The organism is Flavobacterium filum DSM 17961, from assembly GCF_000425465.1.
GTDB classification, from domain to species: domain Bacteria; phylum Bacteroidota; class Bacteroidia; order Flavobacteriales; family Flavobacteriaceae; genus Flavobacterium; species Flavobacterium filum.
Window position 1 is genome coordinate 63,154 of record NZ_AUDM01000009.1, and the last position, 23,548, is coordinate 86,701.

The 23,548-nt window shown below is 32.9% G+C and carries 22 protein-coding genes and 1 pseudogene; 15 read left to right on the forward strand and 8 right to left on the reverse strand.

From position 1 onward, the window contains the following. Positions 1-131: 131 nt before the first annotated feature. Both H601_RS0106510 and ligA read left to right on the forward strand, forming a co-directional pair. Positions 132-608 carry a DUF6495 family protein gene (locus H601_RS0106510; protein WP_026710753.1) on the forward strand — a complete coding sequence of 159 codons (477 nt, stop codon included), beginning with the start codon at positions 132-134 and terminating at the stop codon, positions 606-608. Between the two features lie 50 nt (positions 609-658). Beyond that, on the forward strand, positions 659-2,653 hold the full coding sequence (gene ligA / locus H601_RS0106515; RefSeq protein ID WP_026710754.1) for an NAD-dependent DNA ligase LigA: 1,995 nt from the start codon (positions 659-661) through the stop codon (positions 2,651-2,653). Positions 2,654-2,949: 296 nt separating this feature from the next. On the opposite strand, the gene H601_RS0106520 is transcribed toward ligA, so the two are convergent. Both H601_RS0106520 and H601_RS0106525 read right to left on the reverse strand, forming a co-directional pair. Continuing rightward, complete coding sequence (locus tag H601_RS0106520) at positions 2,950-3,183, reverse strand: hypothetical protein (protein WP_026710755.1); 234 nt, start codon at positions 3,181-3,183, stop codon at positions 2,950-2,952. 247 nt (positions 3,184-3,430) lie between these two features. After that, complete coding sequence (locus H601_RS0106525) at positions 3,431-3,931, reverse strand: BTB/POZ domain-containing protein (protein WP_026710756.1); 501 nt, start codon at positions 3,929-3,931, stop codon at positions 3,431-3,433. 55 nt (positions 3,932-3,986) lie between these two features. Here H601_RS0106525 and H601_RS0106530 point away from each other — a divergent pair, with 55 nt between their 5' ends. From H601_RS0106530 to H601_RS15395, 6 genes and pseudogenes are all read left to right on the forward strand, one after another. Then, positions 3,987-4,403 carry a hypothetical protein gene (locus H601_RS0106530; protein WP_026710757.1) on the forward strand — a complete coding sequence of 139 codons (417 nt, stop codon included), beginning with the start codon at positions 3,987-3,989 and terminating at the stop codon, positions 4,401-4,403. Beyond that, positions 4,403-4,954 (forward strand): hypothetical protein, encoded by a 552-nt coding sequence (locus H601_RS0106535; protein ID WP_026710758.1) that lies wholly within the window; start codon positions 4,403-4,405, stop codon positions 4,952-4,954. The genes H601_RS0106530 and H601_RS0106535 overlap by 1 nt, the downstream gene beginning before the upstream one ends. A gap of 198 nt (positions 4,955-5,152) precedes the next feature. After that, positions 5,153-5,446, forward strand: coding sequence for a hypothetical protein (locus tag H601_RS0106540; protein ID WP_156900357.1), 294 nt, complete (start codon positions 5,153-5,155; stop codon positions 5,444-5,446). 288 nt (positions 5,447-5,734) lie between these two features. Continuing rightward, entirely contained in the window at positions 5,735-6,433 is a 699-nt protein-coding gene (locus tag H601_RS0106550; protein ID WP_026710760.1) for a lysoplasmalogenase family protein, read from the forward strand. Positions 6,434-6,485: 52 nt separating this feature from the next. Then, the gene (gene guaB, locus H601_RS0106555) at positions 6,486-7,958 is read left to right on the forward strand and encodes an IMP dehydrogenase (protein WP_026710761.1); all 1,473 of its coding nucleotides are present in this window, start codon (positions 6,486-6,488) and stop codon (positions 7,956-7,958) included. A 329-nt stretch (positions 7,959-8,287) separates the two neighbouring features. After that, a pseudogene (locus tag H601_RS15395) lies at positions 8,288-9,309 on the forward strand (IS3 family transposase); the annotation flags it as partial. A gap of 133 nt (positions 9,310-9,442) precedes the next feature. Here the strand turns inward: H601_RS15395 and H601_RS0106570 are convergent. The 6 genes from H601_RS0106570 to porX form a co-directional block, all read right to left on the reverse strand. Next, on the reverse strand, positions 9,443-11,890 hold the full coding sequence (locus H601_RS0106570) for an FG-GAP repeat domain-containing protein (RefSeq protein WP_026710762.1): 2,448 nt from the start codon (positions 11,888-11,890) through the stop codon (positions 9,443-9,445). A gap of 449 nt (positions 11,891-12,339) precedes the next feature. Further along, positions 12,340-12,777, reverse strand: coding sequence for a GNAT family N-acetyltransferase (locus tag H601_RS15400; RefSeq protein WP_035655673.1), 438 nt, complete (start codon positions 12,775-12,777; stop codon positions 12,340-12,342). A gap of 1 nt (position 12,778) precedes the next feature. Continuing rightward, the gene (locus H601_RS0106580; protein WP_026710763.1) at positions 12,779-13,165 is read right to left on the reverse strand and encodes a DUF4258 domain-containing protein; all 387 of its coding nucleotides are present in this window, start codon (positions 13,163-13,165) and stop codon (positions 12,779-12,781) included. A gap of 37 nt (positions 13,166-13,202) precedes the next feature. Then, a complete protein-coding gene (locus H601_RS0106585; protein ID WP_026710764.1) occupies positions 13,203-14,396 on the reverse strand; it encodes an alanine dehydrogenase in 1,194 nt (397 codons plus the stop codon). 136 nt (positions 14,397-14,532) lie between these two features. Further along, positions 14,533-14,937: a tRNA (adenosine(37)-N6)-threonylcarbamoyltransferase complex ATPase subunit type 1 TsaE gene (tsaE, locus tag H601_RS0106590; RefSeq protein WP_026710765.1), complete on the reverse strand. Its 405-nt coding sequence runs from the start codon at positions 14,935-14,937 to the stop codon at positions 14,533-14,535. Between the two features lie 279 nt (positions 14,938-15,216). Next, a complete protein-coding gene (gene porX / locus H601_RS0106595; RefSeq protein WP_026710766.1) occupies positions 15,217-16,770 on the reverse strand; it encodes a T9SS response regulator signal transducer PorX in 1,554 nt (517 codons plus the stop codon). A 168-nt stretch (positions 16,771-16,938) separates the two neighbouring features. Between porX and H601_RS0106600 the strand changes: the two genes are divergently transcribed. The 7 genes from H601_RS0106600 (at position 16,939) to H601_RS0106630 (ending at position 23,433) form a co-directional block, all read left to right on the forward strand. Beyond that, positions 16,939-18,183, forward strand: coding sequence for an HD domain-containing protein (locus H601_RS0106600; RefSeq protein WP_026710767.1), 1,245 nt, complete (start codon positions 16,939-16,941; stop codon positions 18,181-18,183). A 24-nt stretch (positions 18,184-18,207) separates the two neighbouring features. After that, complete coding sequence (gene lpxD / locus H601_RS0106605; protein WP_026710768.1) at positions 18,208-19,233, forward strand: UDP-3-O-(3-hydroxymyristoyl)glucosamine N-acyltransferase; 1,026 nt, start codon at positions 18,208-18,210, stop codon at positions 19,231-19,233. An 8-nt stretch (positions 19,234-19,241) separates the two neighbouring features. Beyond that, positions 19,242-20,630 (forward strand): bifunctional UDP-3-O-[3-hydroxymyristoyl] N-acetylglucosamine deacetylase/3-hydroxyacyl-ACP dehydratase, encoded by a 1,389-nt coding sequence (locus H601_RS0106610; protein ID WP_026710769.1) that lies wholly within the window; start codon positions 19,242-19,244, stop codon positions 20,628-20,630. Between the two features lie 11 nt (positions 20,631-20,641). Further along, a complete protein-coding gene (gene lpxA / locus H601_RS0106615; RefSeq protein ID WP_026710770.1) occupies positions 20,642-21,427 on the forward strand; it encodes an acyl-ACP--UDP-N-acetylglucosamine O-acyltransferase in 786 nt (261 codons plus the stop codon). A gap of 74 nt (positions 21,428-21,501) precedes the next feature. Continuing rightward, a complete protein-coding gene (efp, locus tag H601_RS0106620; RefSeq protein WP_026710771.1) occupies positions 21,502-22,068 on the forward strand; it encodes an elongation factor P in 567 nt (188 codons plus the stop codon). A gap of 72 nt (positions 22,069-22,140) precedes the next feature. Beyond that, positions 22,141-23,070, forward strand: coding sequence for a UDP-3-O-(3-hydroxymyristoyl)glucosamine N-acyltransferase (locus H601_RS0106625; RefSeq protein WP_026710772.1), 930 nt, complete (start codon positions 22,141-22,143; stop codon positions 23,068-23,070). Then, positions 23,071-23,433, forward strand: coding sequence for a nuclear transport factor 2 family protein (locus H601_RS0106630; protein ID WP_026710773.1), 363 nt, complete (start codon positions 23,071-23,073; stop codon positions 23,431-23,433). Positions 23,434-23,548: the final 115 nt, after the last annotated feature.

The window sequence follows — 23,548 nt, forward strand, 5'->3', positions numbered from 1 at the left end:
TTTTCAAAACAAAGTATTTACCCAATCTTGTCATTCCGAAAGGAGGAAACTCTTAAATAAAGAAAAATTAATAATACGATATAGAAAAAACCCTTAGTACCTTAGTACCACAGCACCTTAGAACCTTAAAGATGAAATATACCCGTTTAACCAAAGAACAATTCGAAGCCCTCCACCAAGAATTCGCTAATTTTTTAGCCACTCAATCCATTGATAAAAAAGAATGGGATGAATTAAAAATGAATAAACCCGAAGTAGCCGAACAAGAACTCGATGTGTTTTCGGATTTGATTTGGGAAGGTGTTTTGGCACAAACGAAATATGTAGAGCATTTTTCAAAAAATCATATTTTTCTATTCCATTTTTTGGAAACCGAAGTAAAATCGATTGTGTTGAAAACCTTGGAACCCGAAGTTGATTTTATGACTTCCAAAGGATTGGAATGGATGGTCAATAATTTATTTACCGATGCCATTGACATTCATGTGGGACGAAAAGAATACCAAGGCGAACGAAATGCCGCCATTTTTGACATCATCCAACAAGGAGCAATTTTAAGCGACGGACAATTGTACCAACAAATTGATAACATCGTAAACGCAAAGTAACCTCAGTACCTCAGTACCTTAGCCACTTAGAACCTTAGCACCTATAAAAAATGAACGTCCAAAACAAAATTCAATCCCTTCGTGAAACTCTTAACCAACACAACCACAACTATTATGTGTTGGATAAACCCACCATTTCTGATTTTGAATTTGATCAGTTATTGAAAGAATTGCAAGATTTGGAAAACCAACATCCTGAGTTTTTTGATGAAAATTCGCCAACGCAACGCGTAGGTGGGAGCATCACCAAAAATTTCAATACGGTGGTACACGAACATCGGATGTATTCGTTGGATAATTCTTATTCTACGGAAGATTTGATGGATTGGGAAGTTCGTATCCAAAAGATTTTAGGGAATGTTGATTTGGACTATACCTGCGAATTAAAATACGATGGTGCTTCTATCAGCATCACCTATGAAGAAGGAAAATTGACAAAAGCGGTCACACGAGGCGATGGATTTCAAGGCGATGAAGTGACCAATAACATCAAAACCATTCGTTCGATTCCTTTGCAATTAAAAGGAAATTATCCACCGAAGTTCGATATTCGAGGCGAAATCATTTTGCCTTTTGCCGGATTTGAAAAAATGAATCAGGAATTGATTGAAATAGGCGAAACACCTTATTCTAACCCCAGAAATACCGCTTCGGGAAGTTTAAAATTGCAAGATAGTACTGAAGTAGCTAGACGTCCATTAGAATGTTTGTTGTATTTTATTGTGGGGAATAATTTGCCGTTTCAAACACAATTTGAAGGCTTACAAGCCGCACGGGACTGGGGATTTAAAGTTCCTTCGCAATCCAAACTGGCCAAAAACATGCAGGAAGTATTGGATTATATTGCCTATTGGGATGTTCACCGTCACGATTTACCCTATGAAACCGATGGAGTGGTGATTAAAGTCAATAGTTTGCAATACCAAGACGAGTTGGGTTATACGGCTAAATCGCCTCGCTGGGCTATGGCCTATAAATTTAAGTCGGAGCAAGTTTCTACACGACTAAATTCCATTTCCTATCAAGTGGGTAGAACAGGTGCGATTACCCCGGTGGCGAATTTAGAACCGGTACAATTAGCCGGAACGATTGTGAAAAGAGCTTCGTTGCACAATGCCGACCAAATTGAAAAATTAGACATTCGCATTGGTGATAAAGTTTTTGTAGAAAAAGGGGGTGAAATTATCCCCAAAATTGTTGCGGTTGCCGAGCGTGGCAATGAAACTGAACCTACGTACTACATCACGCATTGTCCTGAATGTCAAACGAAGTTGGAACGCAAAGAAGGCGAAGCCAATCATTATTGTCCGAATTTTTATGGTTGTCCGCCGCAGATTATTGGACGTATTCAGCATTACATCACTAGAAAAGCGATGGATATTGAAGGATTGGGCGGTGAAACGGTGGCATTGCTTTATCAAAATGGTTTAGTGAAAAATTATGCCGATTTATATGATTTAAAAATCGAACAAATTCTTCCGTTGGAGCGAATGGCTCAAAAAAGTGCGGAGAATTTGATTAACGGAATTGAAAAATCCAAAGAAGTTCCGTTTGAACGGGTTTTATATGCGTTAGGTATTCGGTATGTAGGTGAAACCGTTGCTAAAAAATTAGCCAAACATTACAAAAATATTGATGCCATTGCCACCGCCAGTATAATGGATTTGATTTTGGTGGATGAAATTGGAGATAAAATTGCTCAAAGTGTTATTGAGTTTTTTGAAAACCAGGACAATTGCGACACGATTGACCGATTGAAAACGGCCGGTGTACAAATGGCTATTGACGAATCGAAATCTACGGTGGTGAGTGCCATTTTGGAGGGAAAAACCTTTGTGGTATCAGGAGTTTTTGAAAAATTTTCGCGTGATGATTTAAAGAAAGCCATCGAAGACAACGGCGGAAAAGTAGGAAGTTCCATTTCAGCTAAAACCGATTATGTAGTTGCCGGTGCGAATATGGGACCAGCCAAATTAGAAAAAGCGAATCAATTGAAAATTCCGATTATTAGCGAAGATGATTTTTTGGGGATGATTAATAATTAAGGTAATTGAAAGTTAGATTTATTAAATTTTTAAGGAAAATTTTATTAATTTGTAAATAAATTAATAATGTTGTATGAATTGGTTGCTATTTAGTAGTTAGTAAACAGCTTAGTAGAAGCGTTGAAAAAATACGCAAATTAAACTGTTTCTAATGTTACTAAACAAAGTAATAAAGTGAAATTATTAGTAAGAGGATTACCTATTACACCTTAAAAACGTAACAACTTAATACAAAATATAATGCTTAAGGAGAAGATGTGAGGAGGAATTAGGTTGTATTATTTTTATGAACAACATTAATCTCGCATCATCATAAAATTGGTTACACTGTAATTGTTATCAGTTGAATACTCTTTAGCTGTATCATCAAAAAAAGTTTTTTCCTTGTACTTAGTGAAGTAATCAACAGTATATTTTACAAAATCTTCTTTGTTAGAAGGTACTACTAAAAATACGTGCTCATTGTTGCCAATCATCGTAGTGTGCCCAGTGACAGTTTCTTTAAATTCTAAAGCTTCTTGATAAGTCATAATAAAATATTTAACTGTGAAAATCAAAAGTAAGAAAAATTAACTAATTTAGCAAAAAGCCGATTTGCTAACAGCGGTTTTGCAATATGCAGAGCTTCAGCATAACAGAATCAACAGTTTTTACTTGTGGCATACAAAAATATAAACAATTGGCTTATCGAGTTCCTTACCTAGCAAAGCTATAAAACGTTGGTGGTTATGATAAAGTAGAAAAGACGTAACTTTAACATCTTGGACTAACTATGGATTACAAAGATACTTTTGGTGTAAATAGTTCCATTTCTCTACACATTCTATTTATTTCTTGTTCTATGTATTTCTCATTTTTATAACTTAATAAACCAACAGGATAAAAATTAAAAAGTGATTCAAAAACTTCTCCTTTTCTATCGTTAAAATAGTCAATATCGTTTTTTGTTACTTTACCAACATAACTATTACTTAATGTTCTTATTTCACCAAATATTCTATTATTAATACTTTTTAAATAAGTATCAATATGAGATTCTTTATCAAATAAATTTTGCCAATATAAAAAATGGTTAATTTCAGAAACTATAAAATTAGAAGAATATTTATCATCTATAGTTTCAAACTTTTCTGAAGAAGGATTGTATTTTATGATTACTTTATTATCAACGAAGTTCTTGTTGAACTCAATAATATTAAGTGTAGCAAGTTCAATATTTTCTTTATGAGGAGAAATAGAAAAGTCAAAATCAGAACGTAAAATAATAAATTCACACATAATTAAAATTTTAAAACACAAATATATTATATAAATTGCATTAAAAATATAAGCAATGAGTAAAACAATCGAAATCAAAAAAGTACATATTAGAAATTTATTTTTATCATTAATTTTAGGTTTCGTCATTTTATACGGATTAGAGCACTTTGGAAATTTTAGTTATCTTCCTGATGCACCAACTGAATACAGTAGTGATGGTAGAATAAAAGCGGTGGTTGAAGTTCCATACTCGACAAAAATTTTACGAATTAATTTTGACTCATATTTCGGCAAAAGAATAGAAACTAATGGAAATGGTTTTGATTTATATGATTTACATTATTCAGACACGGATTTCAATAAGTATTCCACTAAAAGTTATTACTATACACAAGCAGCAATAAAAGATTACAAATTTGGAATATATATTTCCTTAGGTTTATTTATTATTTCTCTATTTTTCACAAACTTTAAAATTAAATTAACATAATGAAAAAGCGATTAATTGTAATATCAAGTTTCTTATTTATATCTTGTTTTACAGAACCAAAAAAAGCTGAAGAAAAAGAGGACAAAATCGAGAATGTAATTGTTGAAAAAGAAGTTGAAGAAATTGAATATGCTCAACCGTTACAAATAGAATCAAAAATTAGTGGCGAAGATTTTGCAAAAAGTATTTTAATAAAAACATTTGACTCCAATTCTGAAATATACAATCATTATGATGGTTGTGGATGTTATTTTGCAAGTACTAAAGAGGATTTTTATGCAGGAGATAAAAATGTATTTTTTGGAACATTTTTGGGAGAAAAAGACTCAAATATTGAATTATTAATAAATGACAAAACCGAAAGATTATTTTTTGATGGTAAAGATGAAGTTGATTCTGAAGTATATTATAAATATACAAATTCTCAACACGAAGCTCTTATTAAATTAAAAAAAGAAAACATAGAATCTGAAGAAGGATTATACTTATCAGGAGGTATAATTGTTGATAAAATTTACGTGTCAGGGCTTTTTGGCAGATGTGGATGCTAAAAAATAGTAATTGTACAGCAACACTATACTAAAATCATTCTTTTTACTAAGAAAAAAAAGCCAATTAATTAAAAATTACAGTTATTACTCAGGAGGTTTTTTTATAGACGATTAACAATTAGCTCAATATTTTAAAAGTAAATTTTAGTCTGGAAAATTTATAGAAAAAGTAAAAACATTTAATAAAAATTTATTATGATGCGTTTAAGGGAAGAATTAGATTTAAATAGAATTTATGGAGAAGATATTTCTATTGAAGAAATAATTGAGCATAAAATTAAACCTTATAAATTTACCCCAAAATATATAGAAAAATATATAGAAAAATATTATATAGGTGCATATAAGTTTTTAAACTCTCCAAAATATTTAACTATTCAACCTTTATATAAAAGATTTTTAGAAGGTGTTGAAGATAAAGGTTTTAAAGAATGGTTTATTAAAGATGTTCACGAGTTTGTATTTACTGAGACGACCCAATTTTGGAAATAATTTGACAGTTAGAATAATTTAAAAATAAATTTGAAAAATTAAATCATATTTCTTCTTTGTAAATAGAAATATCTGAGGAATAATTCCTTAACAGCACAATTCCCTAGCCCGTATTGCAGCAAAAATCTTTGTGCCGTTGCGGTTTAGTTTTTCTTAAAATGGGGAAGCGACCAACGGAAGCTCTCCCGATTTTTGTAGAAAAACAAACCGGAACAAACAAAATTGTAGCGGAAAGACGGAAAAGCTACTAAACAATAAACGAATGAAAAATTTTTCTACATTTGGGGCATGAATAACGTGAAGCCTTCCATTTTTTTATATTTTGCCTCCAGTATAATTGTACTGTTATCCGTTATTTTTAAATGGGAAGAACTGGAATTTTATGTAAAACCGATGGTGGTTCCTTCCATAATGTTTTACTATTTACAGTACCGTTTCAGGAGGGTGAATAATTGGTTGATCATTTCACTTATTGCCTGTTTTGTGGGCGATATGATGTTGTTGATTAATGATAATATCCCCATTTATTATGCCTTGGTTTGTTTCTTTATATGCTATGTGATTTTAATTTTTTATGGTATAAAAGACAGAATTCCTCAGCAATTTTCATGGATTTCTCTATTTCAAATCATTATTGGAATAGGTGCTTTGGTGTATGTTTTGTATTCCATCATCGATTTGATTGAACCCAACGGAATAATCAGTTATGGGATGTTCGTAATTTATGGACTTTCCCTGTTGTTGTTGACCGAAATTGCCTTGTACAACTTTTTCTCAGAAGCATCAAAACAAGCGTTGTATTTTTCAATCATGGCCTTAAGCATTGTAATTTCGGATGTTTTTTACGCATTTTACCATTTTATTGAACCGATTGAAATGTTTCATTACATTAATGTCTTTTTTCAATTGGCTACCTATTATTGCATTGTTTCCTACTTTTTGGTACGAAACGATCGTCCATCTAAATTTAGTAGGGTAGAAGAATAAATCATTCGTGTTTTTTCGTATATTTGCACGCAATTTAACTACAAATTGCAACATGAACGCACACACCACTAAAATCATCGGTGAAGGATTGACCTACGATGATGTTCTGCTGATTCCCAACTATTCTGAAGTTTTGCCCCGAGAGGTCAGTATTCAATCTAAATTTTCAAGAAATATTACGCTAAATGTTCCTATTGCTTCGGCTGCGATGGATACGGTTACCGAGAGCTCCATGGCGATTGCGATGGCTCAAGAAGGCGGAATAGGCGTTTTGCACAAAAACATGACCATTGAACAACAAGCCACTAAAGTCAGAAAAGTAAAACGTGCTGAAGCCGGAATGATACTCGATCCGGTAACGTTACCTTTGACAGCAACGGTTGGCGATGCTAAATCGGCTATGCGTGAGTTTAGTATTGGCGGTATTCCCGTGGTGGATGAAAATGGCATTTTGAAAGGGATTGTGACCAATCGTGATTTGCGTTTTGAAAAAATTAATTCGCGTTCGATTTTGGAAGTGATGACGTCTGAACATCTGGTTACTGCTGCCGAAGGAACTACCTTGCAAGAAGCAGAAGGCATTTTGCAGCAAAATAAAATTGAAAAATTACCGGTAGTCGATAACCAATTCAAGCTAATAGGTTTGATTACGTTTCGAGATATTACGAAGCTGAATCAAAAACCGATTGCGAACAAAGATAAATTTGGTCGTTTGCGAGTAGCAGCTGCACTTGGTGTAACGGCAGATGCGTTGGAACGTGCTACTGCTTTGGTAAATGCCGGTGTAGATGCGGTAATTATCGATACGGCTCACGGACATACACAAGGTGTTGTGACGGTTTTAAAACAAGTGAAAGCGAAATTCCCGGATTTGGATGTGGTGGTGGGTAACATTGCTACTCCGGAAGCCGCCAAATATTTGGTTGAAAACGGTGCAGATGCGGTTAAAGTGGGTATCGGACCGGGTTCTATTTGTACGACGCGAGTGGTGGCCGGTGTTGGATTTCCACAGTTTTCTGCGGTGTTGGAAGTGGCAGCAGCGATAAAAGGCAGCGGCGTTCCCGTGATTGCCGATGGCGGAATTCGGTATACGGGTGATATTCCAAAAGCGATTGCTGCCGGTGCAGATTGTGTAATGTTGGGTTCATTATTAGCCGGAACCAAAGAATCGCCGGGAGAAACCATTATTTTTGAAGGAAGAAAATTCAAATCGTATCGTGGAATGGGTTCGGTGGAAGCGATGCAGGAAGGGTCAAAAGACCGATATTTTCAAGATGTAGAAGACGATGTGAAGAAATTAGTACCAGAAGGCATTGTGGGTCGCGTACCGTACAAAGGAGAATTAAACGAAAGTATGCAGCAGTTTATTGGTGGACTTCGTGCCGGAATGGGTTATTGCGGAGCAAAAGATATTCCGACTTTACAAGAAACAGGAAGATTCGTGCGAATTACAGCCAGTGGAATAGGGGAAAGCCACCCACACAATGTAACGATTACAAAAGAAGCTCCGAATTATTCGAGGTAGAAAGATTATTTATGAAAAGTCTTGCTGACTTGGGTTGTTTTTTTTGGACATAAATTGTCTAGTTCTAAATATTCGATATTGATTATTAGAAAAAAACTAAAAACAACATTAAAAAGTTTGTTACTGTTTTTAGTTTTTTTAATTATTTAATACATTTGAATATTAAATATTCCCTTGTTATATTGTTTTATTATTTTTTTTAGTTAAATTTTTTCAGTTAAGATTTAAGCTCCCCCAAAAATAGTACAGTTTAAAAGTAGAAAAAAAAGTATTAATTTTAAACTGTCAATATGAATAAGAGTAAATTCATTCCGACCCAAATTGCCTAGATTTTAAAAGAATTTGAACTTGGCAAAGATGCAGAGACTCTATCACGGGAGTATGGAGTTAGCAAAGCAACCTTTTATAAATGGCGTCAACGCTATGGTGGTATGGAAGCCAGTGAACTCAAACGCATTAAGCAATTAGAGGAAGAGAACACGAAGTTAAAACGCATGTATGCGGATTTGGCCTTAGAGTTAGATATGGCAAAATACATCATTGAAAAAAAGCTTTAAAGCCTTGTCGCAAAAGAGTAATCGTTAAGGATTTAATTTTACGTTATCCTCAAGGCATCAGCAAGGCGTGCCGTCTTTTAAGAACCAGCAGGAGCTCATTAAAGTATCAATCAAAGAAAAATGATTTAACTTTAATAGAGCACTTAACCTCTTTGAGTGAAGCTCATCCACGGGAAGGATTTTGGAAGAGTTATTATAGACTTCGCAACAAGGGAGAAAAAGTCAATCATAAACGGCTCCATCGCGTTTACAAACAGATGGGACTACCTTTACGTAGAAAGGTAAAGAAAAGATTACCAGCCAGAGTAAAAGAAGCTATTGTTATACCAACTAATTACACCCATACTTGGAGTATTGATTTTATGAGCGATGCATTGAGTAATGGTAGTAAGTTTAGATCTTTTAATGTGATGGATGACTTTAACTGGGAAATACTTCACATTGAAATTGATTATAGCTTAAAGAGCAGTAGAGTGATTTGGGTTTTGAATCGATTGATTAACAAATATGGGAAACCACAAAAAATAAGAATGGATAATGGTCCGGAATTTATTGCAAAATTAGCCCAAGAATGGAGTGAAATGCACCAAATTGAGTTCAAATATATTCAGCCAGGAAAGCCAACCCAAAATGCACTAATAGAGCGATTTAATAAAACCTATCGCAACGGTGTTTTAGATGCTTATTTATTTGATTCCTTAGATGAAGTAAGAGAACTTACAGACCAATGGATAAATGATTATAATCTTTATAGACCACATGAATCATTAGGAGGATTAAGTCCTGTAAAATATAGAGAACAGTCTATTGTTCATGGGTTTCATTCCGCTACGCTTCATTCAACCCATGAACAATATCAAAAACATGTTTATGTGGAATAAATTTTATAATTTAGAACTGTACTAAAAATGGGGAGTCTACAAAAAATTAATTAATAATCAATTTAGAAATATAATTTTCATTTTCAGAAATAGCTTTTATTATATAAATTCCCTTAGGAATTTCATTAATTCTAATGTAATTATTTACTACTAATTTGTTATATACTTCCTTCCCTAATAAATCAAAAATCATAATTCTTTTAACTCTCATTTGATCTGACCAATTTATTATATCATTACTAGGGTTTGGTGAAAATGCAAAAATATTGTTCTTAATATTGTTATCTAAAACTGAAAGTGTTGTATTATTAATGTAAAATTTGATTGTTTTTTTTGTTGTGTAACTTGCAGTAACAAAATCAATTTTATTGTCGTTATTTAAATCTCCAAAACTTAAATTCTGGTAATATGCTAAATCTCCTACTAGTGTTTCAATAATAATTTTGTTGTCAAAAGTTGAACCGTTTCCTAGAAAATAGAAAATTTTTTCATTTTGTAGAGATAGATTGGTAGAGAACCCAACGATATCTAAATATCCATCGTTATTTATATCTGATATACTTAAAGATTTTATTAATTCATTGTCTATATTTATTGGAGGTAGAAAAGTTCCATTTCCATTATTTTTAATTAATGAAATATTTTGATTACCAGAATAACTTGATGATATAATATCTAAATCATTATCATTATCAATATCAGCTAAATCAATATTATTTAATGAAATTGAATTTTGGATCAAATAATTGTTAAAATTTCCAATACCATCATTTTTTAACCAATTAATTCTAGAATATTCATTAGAGATAATGACTATGTCTATATGTCCATCATTGTCAAGGTCTCCACATTTGATTTTGTATAAACTATTTCCAGAAAGTGGGGATAGAATATTTTCCAAAGGTTGAAAATTAAAATTTCCACTATTAACCAATTTAATTAAATTAGTATTTATATAATGATAAGATAATATAATATCTTTATTACCATCATTATTAATATCAACTACTTCAATATCTCCAGCCACAATTGTTAATGGTAAACTTAAAACTAAATCAAAAGTTTCATCTCCATTATTTTTATATACTTCTAAACCAAAATTATTGACACAAATAACATCTAAAAAATTATCATTATTAATATCACTTATTTCTAAATCATGAACACTTAATGTCATAATATTTGAACTAATTAATTTCTGTGATGAAAAGACATTATTTCCTAAATTTTTATTCCAAACTACTGAACCTAAAGCCGAAATTACATCATTCATTCCATCATTATTCAAATCAGCAATTTTTGCTGTCCTTCCATTACTAAAGTAGAAATTGATTATATTTTCTTTAAAAATTCCTACATCATTTTTTTTAAAAATTGATAGTTTCTGTCTTGAAGAGTTATTTAATTCGTATGATGAACTTATAATTTCATAAATATCATCATTATTAATATCTTCTACTACAAATTCCTTTGGATTAAAAATATTATTTGTAATTAGAAGTAGACTAGAAAATATGCCATTATTATTTTTATACCAGCCTATTTTATCATTAGTATATGTTGATATAACAACATCTAGTAATCCGTCGTAATCAAAATCAACTGCTTTAACTTGAAATGGATCACTTATATTATTATCAATAATTATAGAATTTGTAGAAAATATATTACCATTTAAATTTAATACATATTTAATATTATCTTGATAACTCGAGGAAAAAATTATATCGAAATATGAATCATTATTAATATCAATAAAGTCAAAACCTGTACCGTTATCAGCAGATCCTGTAATATAGTTTGGTGTACTGAAATTTGAACCATTAATATTCTTTACCCAAAATATACCACCATCATTTTGTCCACTTATGATATCTAAAAAACCATTATTGTCTAAATCCTTTAATACCAGTCTATTAATTCCAGAGGATACGGTATAAATAATTTCTTGATTTGAAAAATTTCCATCACCATTATTTCTGAATATGCTAACATTCTTATGGTTAAAAGAACCTACTATGATATCATTATCTCCATCATTGTCTATATCTAAAGAAACTATAGATCTGGGATTATCAATAGTTGAATTAATTATTATTGATAGACTAAAATTAAAATTACCTAAATTTTTAAACCAAAATAATTTATCTTCAAATCCACTGACTACAATAATATCATTTAATCCATCGCTATCTAAATCAGAGCAAGTAATTTCATAATTAGAACTAAAATTTGCTTGAGTATTTTCATAAATTATCTGTCTTTGATAATATTGAATGTCTCCATTAATATTTTTATAAAATATTATTGAATTACTATTACTAGAACCAACAATAACCTCTTTAAAACCATCATTATCTAAATCTGATGTTACTATTGAAGTTACATCAGAGGAATGGTGTGTGCCATCAATTAATATATTTTCATTACTAAAATTAATTTGTGCATTTAATTGTATAGCTGTCAAAAAAAATAAAAAGATAATTTTTCTCATATATATAAAACTTTTCACCGTTAATAATAAAAATTTATAACTTATATTTTATTGTTTTGAATGAATCAACTTGTAAATGTAATCATTTTAGCTGGAATTAATAACTTTTTTATAAAAAAACAATAGATTTTTTGATAAATTAATACAGATATCTTTAACAGTCCTTTTTTCAAAATTAAATCATTCTTAAAATCAATTTAGGTATTTTTTAAGTTTATATTTTTAGTTAATTTTTTAGAATAGTTAACAATTATGTTTATCTTGATAAATATTATAGATGATTATTATTTTTTAAATAAACCATTCATTTTTATTATTTTGTAATTAATCAAATTCATTTAAAGATTTTCATATTGAAAAATAAGTACAATTTTTAGCCATTATTAATGTAAAAATTTAATAGAAAACCTTACAACGAAAAGCGGGATAAGCTCCTAAAAAACACAAAACTATTCTTCCACCTTCCACACAAATTTCTTGTGCGTATGCGGAAAGCCTTCTCGCTCATAAAAAGCATGGGCTTGTACACGTTTAAAGCCGGAAGTGACTTCTATTTGTAGCAAATTATTTTGTTTAGCGAGGGTTTTTAATGCATCGAGCAGTTGTTTACCAATTTGCTGACTTCTATATTTTTCATCCACAAACATTTCCTGAATTTCGCCTACCAAACCACCGTGATGAATCAAATTTTGCACATGACAACTCAAGAATCCAACGGGTTGATGATTGATTTCAGCTAATAGAAAAATATGTTTGGGATGAGCAAGATTTTCCAAAAAAATAGCAAGTTGCTTCTCTTTTGGAAAAATATGGTTTTCAAGGGCGTTGATGAAATCATAGACTTGGTCAAAATCATCAGCAACAACAGGACGAATGATGCAAGCCATATTATCTTTTTTCAATCGATTCCAATTCCGCTTTATCAGGATAGTTGAGAATTGAAAGCACAATCGGCTCTTGTTTTATGGTTTTTCCTTCGATACGGTAGCGTTTGGCATTGCCCACTTTTACATTACTTTGACTGAAATCTACTTCGCCGTGGGTCAGCGTATTTTTGATATCGATGGTGTCAATCCATGTTTCAGCCAATACGAGCGATGCTTTTTCGGAATAGTGAAAGGGCTTGGTACGAATGTCTTTCAACACACGGCAATTGGGCAAATAACAAAATGAAACCCCTCTGGATTCAGCTTTTGCACCCAAAAAGTACACCAAAAAAATGACGCCAATCAATAAACCAAATAGAAAAAAAGCAAGCCGTTGATAGAATTTCATGATACTAAATTAAGCCACAAAAATACGGACAAATTCCTTAAAATACAATCAAATTAATGTCGCTGTTGGGTAAATCAAACCAATCGCCAATCGCTTTGTTGGTTAGAATACCATGGTAAAAGTAGAGTCCGTTTTTCAAGCCACGGTTACAACGAATGGCACTTTCCACACCGCCGTCTTCCGCAATTTGAATCAAATATGGGGTCAAAATATTACTAATGGAAAGCGAAGCCGTTTTGGAATACCGCGACGGAATATTCGGCACACAATAATGTATCACGTTGTTTTTGATGAACGTAGGTTTTTCGTGCGTAGTGATTTCAGAGGTTTCAAAACAACCGCCGGTATCAATACTCACATCGACAATTACGGCTCCTTTTTTCATGTGTTCCACCATGGTTTCGGTCACCACCACAGGCGTGCGGTTTTGTCCACGCATGGCCCCAATCGCTACATCACAACGGCGTAAGGCTTTTAGCAAACCTTTTGGTTGAATGGTAGAAGTAAAAATCGGATGTTTTAAATTGTTTTGTAAACGACGCAATTTAGTAATGGAGTTGTCAAACACTTTGACGTTAGCTCCCAAACCAAGTGCGGTTTTTGCGGCAAATTCGCCAACGGTTCCTGCACCAATAATTACGACATCAGTAGGAGCAACGCCGGTGATGTTGCCAAAAAGTAAGCCTTTTCCAAATTGGTTGTTAATCATCAATTCGGCAGCGATTAAGATGGAAGCGGTTCCTGCAATTTCGCTGAGTGATTTTACGGCAGGGTAGGAGCCATCATCGTCTTTAATGAATTCAAACGCAAAGGCAGTAATTTTTTTCTTGGCTAATTTTTCAAAATATTCTTTTTTTCTCGTTTTCAGCTGAATCGCCGAAATGATAATTGTATTGGGATTGATGATTTCAATTTCTGCAGAAGTAGGCGGTTCTACTTTCAAAATCATGGGACAACCGAATACTTTTTTCGGATCTTGGGTAATTTCTGCCCCGGCATCACTGTATTCTTTGTCGGAATAACTCGCACTTTCTCCGGCTCCAGATTCAATTAACACGCGATGACCGTGTGATACTAATGAATTGACGGCATCCGGTGTCAAACAAATCCTGCGTTCCTGATAGGAAGTTTCTTTTGGAATTCCAATGTACAATTCACTTTTGTGTCGTGCGACTTCCAATTTTTCTTCCTGAGGAAGTAATTGTTGTTTTGAAAAAGGAGTAAGCGGCATAAACGATGCTAAAAAAATTAGTGTCTAAGTTAGGAATTATTTTGGAAATAGAAAGTGGAATAGTTTAAACATTTATTTTTTGAGATTTTTTTTAAACCATTAAGGCATTAAGATTCATTAAGGAGGTTGAAAATAATTACATTAAAGTTAATATTCTATTTCCATTTTCTAAAATTTCAATCGTAATCACACTATGTTTTTCAGGAATGAGGTTTGGAATTTTTTCTGCCCATTCAATAAAACACCAATGACCGGAATACAAATAATCATCTATACCAAAATCTAGGGCTTCGGTTTCATTTTTAAGTCGATATACATCAAAATGATAGACCAATCCACTTGGGATTTCGTATTCATTTACCAATGAAAATGTTGGGCTGGAGGTTGCGTTTTGTACGCCAAGAGCTTTGGATAATGCTTTAATAAAAGTGGTTTTTCCGGCACCCATTTGTCCGTTAAAAAGAATCACTTTTTCCGGATGTTGGTGGAGAATTTCTTGAGCGATTTTGTCTATTTCGTGGAGTTGAAATTGGTATTGCATTTTAGTTTTTCACGTTTAGTGGAACACAAAATTAAATTGAGTGGCAAACTTAGTAAATTTTATCGTCTTAAGTTATCCACTTTTTTTGAGATGGGTTAGGTAATAGCACACAGACCCCGATGATTATCGGGACGAATTGAATTGATTTTCACAGATTTTGATAGCTTCACTATAATAGATAAAGCAGATTCAAATCTTCTAAATTAGCCTTAATCAACCGAAAACCGAAAACCGACAACAGAAAACCGACAACTGACAACCGACAACAGACAACCTCCACTACCTAGGACTCAACACCAAAAACGGCACAATCATTTCTTCCAATGAAATTCCGCCATGTTGGTAAGTATTTCGGTAATAACTCACATAATGATTGTAATTGTTCACATACGCCAAAAACAAATCATTTTTTGCAAAAATAAAAGAGCTACTCATGTTGATTGCGGGTAAACCTATTTTTTTTGGGTCTTTTACGGCATACACATCTTTCTCTTCATAGGTCAAACTACGTCCGGTTTTATAACGAAGGTTGAGACTGGTGTTTTTATCACCAATTACTTTAGATGGATTTTTTACGTTGATGGTTCCGTGATCGGTTGTGATAATCAATTTGAAACCCATTTGTTGCCCAAGTTGAATCATTTCTAACAGGGGAGAATTTTTAAACCAACTTAAGGTTAAGGAACGGTAGGCTTTGTCATTAGAGGCGAGTTCTTTTACCACTTCCATTTCTGTTTTGGCATGAGAAAGCATGTCCACAAAATTATAGACAACGGTAGTTAAGTCGTTGTTTTTTAATCCTTTGAAATTTTCTACTAACTTTTTACCGTCTTTGAAGTTGGTGATTTTGTAGTATTCGCTCTTAATTTTTAGACCTAAACGATTTAATTGAGCTTCTAAAAACTCACCTTCATAAAGGTTTTTTCCACCTTCTTCAACATCATTTTTCCAGTATTGCGGGAATTGTTTTTCCATTTCTAAAGGTGTTAATCCTGAAAAAATGGCATTTCTGGCATATTGTGTTGCAGTGGGTAACATCGCAAAATATGCCATTTCTTTTTCGGGTTTGTAATGGTTGTTGACTACGTTTTCAAACGCTTTCCATTGGTCGTAACGCAAATTGTCTATCACAACAAACAAAATGGGTTTATCTTTTTTTACGATTTCAGGTACCACATATTCTCTGAATAATTTATGTGATAAAACCGGTTTGTCTGTTTTGTCTTCAAACCATTTTTCGTAGTTTTTCTCAATGAATTTTCCAAATTGGCTGTTGGCTTCCGTTTTTTGCGATTCAAGTATGGAAATTAAGCCTTGGTCTTCAATGTTTTCCAATTCAATTTCCCAGAACAATAATTTTTTATATAATTCTACCCAATCGTCGTATGAATTAACCATTGCTAAATCCATTGCAATTTTTCGGAACTCTTTTTGGTAATCCAATGTGGTTTTCTCTGTAACCAAACGCGAATGGTCGAGGTTTTTTTTCAACGCCAATAAAATCTGATTTGGGTTTACGGGTTTTATAAGGTAATCGGCAATTTTAGAACCGATGGCTTCCTCCATGATATGTTCTTCTTCACTTTTGGTAATCATAATGACCGGAATGGAAGATTTTTTTTCTTTCATTTCAGAAAGGGTTTCCAAACCACTCATACCGGGCATATTTTCATCCAAAAAGACAATATCAAATTGATTTTCTTCAAAAACATCAATGGCATCTCTACCGTTGTTACACGTGGTTACATCGTAATTTTTGTTTTCTAAAAAAAGAATATGTGGCTTTAATAAATCAATTTCATCGTCTACCCAAAGGATTTTTATTTTTGTCATCTGTGAAGTTTTTTAAATATTTTGTAGGTTGTATTTTAAATTATTTAGAAATGTGAATTTCGTGCAATTTAACAATTATCGAACGTAAGAAGTATTAAAGTTATTGTAAAAAATCAGTGATTATTTCCATTTTAAAAATCAGTATATTTGTTGCCCAATTAAAAAGTTGTGAGTTACACCAATAAATTAAAAATTTTCAACGACCCTATTTATGGTTTTATTTCCATTCCCGATGAATTGGTTTTTGATTTAATTCAGCATCCATATTTTCAACGTTTACGAAGAATTTCACAAATGGGATTGTCTTATTTGGTGTATCCGGGTGCTCATCATACTCGTTTTCATCATGCGTTAGGAGCAATGCATCTCATGCAAAAAGCAGTTGAAGTTTTACGGTATAAAGGGGTTATCATTAGCAAAGAAGAAGAAACAGCTTTATATGTTGCCATTTTGTTACATGATGTGGGTCACGGTCCTTTTTCGCATGCTTTAGAGCAAAGTATTGTTGAAAATGTGCATCATGAAGAAATTTCCTTATTGATGATGAATCGTTTAAATGATTTTTTTGAAGGTAAATTAACGTTGGCCATTCAGATTTTTAAAGGAGAATACCATCGAAAATTCATGTTGCAATTGATTTCGAGTCAGCTCGATATGGATCGATTGGATTATTTAAAACGGGATAGTTTTTATTCCGGTGTGGCAGAAGGAAACATTAATTCTGACCGATTAATTCAAATGCTTCAAGTTGAAAAAGATGAATTGGTGGTGGAAGAAAAAGCAATTTATTCGGTTGAAAAGTTTTTGATGGCCAGACGATTAATGTATTGGCAAGCTTATTTACATAAAACGAGTTTGGTTGCAGAATTAATCTTGACCAAAGTATTAAAAAGAGCCAAAGAATTGACGCAAAAAGGGATCAAATTGGAAGCTTCTCAGCCGTTGCACTTTTTTTTGAGTCATAAAATAGAATTGGAAGATTTCAATGATGATGTGGTGATGAAATTTTCGCAATTGGATGATTTTGACATTATGAGTGCTTTGAAAAGTTGGCAATTTCATGATGATTTTATCTTGAGTTCATTAAGCAAAATGATTATTCATCGCGATTTGTTAAAAATTTCGTTGGACAAAGAAAAATTCAGCAAAGAAAAACTTGACTTTTTTAAAGAAAAACTAATTGAAATTTATCCTGTAAGCATTTCAGAATCAGATTATTTTGTGTTTAAAGGAAAAGTAAAAACGTTGGGTTACAATAAAGAAGCTCAGCCTATTAAAATAGTGAAGAAAGACAGAACAGTTGAAGAAGTTGTTTTGTCTTCGGATCAATTAAATTCGAGAGCATTCTCAAAACCGGTAACAAAGTATTATATTTGTTATCCAAAAGTACTGAAAGAATTTAACAAATTTTAGGTACTTTTTTATATTTTTGTCGGAATGAAATTTACTGCAATACAAATAGCATCCATATTAGAAGGCGAAGTAGTTGGAAATCCCAATATTGAAGTCTTCAAATTGTCTAAAATTGAAGAAGGTTCTGAAGGTTCTCTTACTTTTTTAGCCAATCCAAAATACCTCAATTTTATTTATTCTACTAAAGCATCTATTGCAATTGTAAATAAATCTTTTGAGCCGGAATTTGAAGTATCGGCAACGCTGATTAAAGTGGATGATGCTTATAAATCCTTTTCAAAACTATTGGAATATTACAATCAAGTCAAATTGATGAAATCCGGAATTGAGCAACCTTCAGTTGTTTCTGAAGGTGTTTCGTATGGAGAAGGATTGTATTTGGGTAGTTTTTGTTATATTGGTAAAAATGTAAAAATTGGCAATAATGTGAAGATTTATCCCAATAGTTTTATTGGTGATAATGTATTGATTGGTGATAATTGTGTTTTTTTTGCGGGAGCAAGAGTTTATTCTGAAACTGAGATTGGCAACAACTGTACAATACATTCCGGAACCATTATTGGTTCTGATGGTTTTGGATTTGCTCCAAATGAAGATGGTACGTATAACAAAGTTCCACAAATTGGCAATGTAATTATTGAAGATAATGTAGAAATTGGAGCGTGTTCAACCATTGATAGAGCTACGTTAGGTTCAACCATCATTCGTAAAGGAGTGAAATTAGATAACCAAATTCAGGTCGCACACAATGTTGAAATTGGTGAAAATACCGTAATAGCCGCACAAACCGGAATTGCCGGTTCAACCAAAATCGGTAAGAATTGTATCATTGGCGGACAAGTAGGGATTGCCGGGCATTTAACACTTGGTGATGGTGTTCGTGTTCAAGCTCAATCCGGTATCGGTAAAAATCTAAAAGATGGCGAAACGGTTCAAGGTTCTCCATCCTTCAATTACGGCGATTACAGTAAATCGTATGTTCATTTTAAGAACTTACCAAAAATTGTAAACGAAATATATGAAATTAAAAAATCAATAACAAAAGAATAATGTCACAATTGGTAAAGCAAAAAACCATTAAAAATGAAATTACCTTAACCGGAGTAGGTTTACACACTGGTCAGGAAGTAACAATGACTTTTAAACCGGCACCGGTTAATAATGGTTTTACTTTTGTACGCGTAGATTTAGAAGGTCATCCAATAATTGAAGCAGATGCTCAATATGTGGTGAATACGCAACGTGGTACAAATCTTGAAAAAAATGCAGTAAAAATTCAAACTTCCGAACATGTGTTAGCAGCTTGTATTGGTTGTGATTTGGATAATTTGATTATTGAATTAAATGCTTCTGAACCGCCAATTATGGATGGATCATCTAAATTTTTTGTGGAAGCAATTGAAAAGGCGGAAATTGTTGAACAAGAGGCTGAACGAAAAGTGTATGTAGTTAAAGAAGTTATTTCTTATACAGACGAAGCCACAGGAAGTGAAATTTTGGTTATGCCTTGTGAAACGTATCAAGTTACCACAATGGTTGATTTTGGTACAAAAGTATTGGGCACACAAAATGCAACACTAAAAACTATTCATGATTTTAAAAGTGAAATTGCTGATGCAAGAACTTTTAGCTTTTTACACGAATTAGAATCTTTACTGAATAATGGTTTGATAAAAGGTGGCGATTTGAATAATGCGATTGTATATGTGGACAAAGAGATTTCTCCTGAAACCATGAACAATCTTCGTGTTGCTTTTGGGAAAGATAATATCTCCGTTAAACCAAACGGAATTTTAGATAATTTGACGTTGCATTATCCAAATGAAGCAGCTCGCCATAAATTACTAGATGTGGTTGGTGATTTGGCTTTGATCGGAACTCGAATTCAAGGAAAAGTGATTGCCAATAAACCCGGACATTTTGTGAATACACAATTTGCAAAAAAATTATCCAAAATCATCAAAATTGAACAACGTAATCAAGTGCCAACCTATGATTTGAATCAAGAACCTTTGATGGATATTCATAAAATAATGGCTATGTTGCCACATCGACCACCTTTTTTGTTGGTTGATAAAATTTTTGAATTATCAGATCAGCATGTGGTTGGTTTAAAAAACGTAACTATGAATGAGCCATTTTTCGTTGGTCACTTTCCGGATGCACCTGTAATGCCGGGTGTTTTGATTGTGGAAGCTATGGCTCAAACCGGAGGAATTTTGGTATTAAGCACAGTTCCGGATCCAGAAAATTATTTAACGTATTTTATGAAAATAGATAATGTAAAGTTCAAACACAAAGTGTTACCCGGCGATACATTAATATTTAAGTGTGATTTGATTTCTCCTATCAGAAGAGGAATTTGTCACATGCAAGCCAATGCGTATGCCAATGGAAAATTAGTTGCAGAAGCTGAATTAATGGCACAAATTGCTAAAAAGAACTAAAAAAGAAAAGTATGAATCAACCGTTAGCATACGTACATCCGGGAGCAAAAATTGCCAGAAATGTGGTAATTGACCCGTTTACCACCATTCATAATAATGTAGTTATTGGCGAAGGAACCTGGATTGGTTCCAACGTAACCATTATGGAAGGAGCAAGAATTGGTAAAAATTGTAACATTTTCCCGGGTGCAGTTATTTCTGCTGTGCCGCAAGATTTAAAATTTGGTGGCGAAGAATCCTTAGCCATTATTGGTGATAATACCACAATTAGAGAATGTGTGACCATCAATAGAGGAACAATAGCTTCCGGACAAACAACAATTGGTAAAAATTGTTTGATTATGGCAACTGCTCACGTGGCTCACGATTGTCATATTGGTGATAATGCCATAATTGTGAATGGAGTGGCGTTAGCCGGTCATGTTACAGTAGGTAGTTTTGCAATCATTGGCGGATTAGCCGCGGTGCATCAATTTATCAATATTGGTGACCATGCAATGATTTCCGGAGGATCACTGGTTCGAAAAGATGTTCCTCCTTATACAAAAGCCGCAAAAGAGCCACTTTCGTATGTGGGTATAAATTCTGTTGGATTGAGAAGAAGAGGATTTACTACTGAAAAAATCCGTGAAATTCAAGAAATTTATAGAATTCTTTATCAAAAAAATTATAATACATCACAAGCAGTAAGCATCATTGAAGCAGAAATGGCAGCTTCACCGGAACGTGACGAAATTCTTCAGTTTATCAGAAACTCATCACGTGGTGTAATGAAAGGATATTCGGGAGTTTATTAGAGAGGTGATGGGTGATAGGTGATGGGTAATAGGTTATTAAAAAGTAAATAAATTAAAAATTAAAATAAATTAGAATGGCAAGTACTGCAGATATTAGAAACGGATTATGTATTAAACACAACCACGATATTTACAAAATTATTGAATTTCTTCACGTAAAACCGGGAAAAGGTCCTGCGTTTGTGCGTACAAAATTAAAAAGTTTGACGAACGGAAAAGTATTAGATAATACGTTTTCTGCCGGTCACAAAATTGATGTAGTTCGTGTAGAAACGCATACTTTTCAATTTTTATATGCAGAAGGAACAGAGTTTTACTTTATGAATACAGAAAGTTTTGAGCAAATTACATTGAATAAAGATGTGTTAGATGCACCGGATTTATTAAAAGAAGGAACCAATGTAATGGTACAAATCAATACTGAAACCGATTTACCTTTGTCTGTTGATATGCCGGCTTCTATTATTTTAGAAGTAACCTACACAGAACCCGGTGTAAAAGGAAATACTGCTACTAATGCTACTAAACCGGCAAAAGTGGAAACTGGAGCGAGTGTAAACGTTCCTTTATTCATCAATGAAGGTGATAAAATTAAAATTGATACTGCTTCGGGTGCATACATGGAGCGTGTGAAAGAATAGTCAATATCAATTTCAAAAAGCAATATCAATTACAAAAAACAATATCAATTTCAATAACAAATTTCAAGTTTTATGAAATTTACAAAAACGCATTCGCTCAAAGAAATCGCTCAAATCATCAACTGTGAATTTGTGGGAGAGGATAATTTTCCTGTTTTGGGTATGAATGAAATTCATGTTGTGGAACCTGGAGATATTGTATTTGTTGACCATCCGAAATATTACGATAAAGCTCTTCAATCGGCTGCAACTATTGTTTTAATTAACAAACAAGTGGATTGTCCGGACGGAAAGGCATTATTGATTTCAGATGACCCATTTCGTGATTTTAATAAATTGACGAATCACTTTAGACCGTTTACGTTTTCAAATGTATCCATAGCAACTTCGGCTCAAATTGGAGAAGGAACTGTAATTCAACCAAATTGCTTTGTTGGTAATCATGTAAAAATCGGTAAAAATTGTTTGATTCATGCCAATGTTTCCATTTATGACCATTGTGTGATTGGCGATAACGTTGTCATTCAGGCTGGAACTATTCTAGGTGCCGATGCTTTTTATTATAAGAAAAGACCGGATGGTTTTGATCAATTGCTTTCCGGAGGTCGTGTAGTGATTGAAGATAATGTTGGAATTGGAGCTTTGTGTACGATTGATAGAGGCGTAACAGGCGATACAACCATTGGTGCCGGTACAAAAATCGACAACCAAGTGCACGTGGGTCATGATACAGTAATTGGTAAAAAATGTTTGATTGCAGCACAAACCGGTATTGCAGGTTGCGTTGTAATTGAAGATGAAGTTACATTGTGGGGTCAAGTTGGAACTACGAGCGGTATTACTATCGGAACAAAAGCTGTAGTGATGGGCCAAACCGGAGTAACAAAATCTATTGAAGGAGGTAAAACCTATTTTGGTACACCAATTGAAGAATCTAGAGAAAAATTGAAACAATTGGCCAACATTAAAAAAATTCCTGAAATTATTGAAAAACTTAAATAAATGACTCCTAAAGAATTAGTCCAATCTTTTTATGATTCTGATGCGTTGTATAATAGTACAACGTTAGCAGAATTTCTGCATCCCGATGTTATTTTGGAATGGAACAGTAGTAAAGGTTTTCTAAAGAAAAACAAGGAAGAATTATTGCAATTGGCCGATGAATTAAAAATTGGCTACGAGGCTTTTGTAGTTCAAATTCATCAAATTATTGCAGAAGATAATTTAGTTTCAGTGCATTACACACATTTTGGAACAACGATTGAAAATCCAAATCATATCAATCGATTGGCGTATTTCTTTGTGATTTGGGAAATTCAAGACGGAAAATTGTATAAAGGGTATCAAATGAGTCAATTGCCTTAAATAGAATTGTATAGTAAATTAGCAAAATAATTAAAAATAAAAGTAAAAAAAGTAAACAATCTTTTCATAAAGAATTACTTTTGTAACTCGAAAAATTAAACACAAACAAACACAA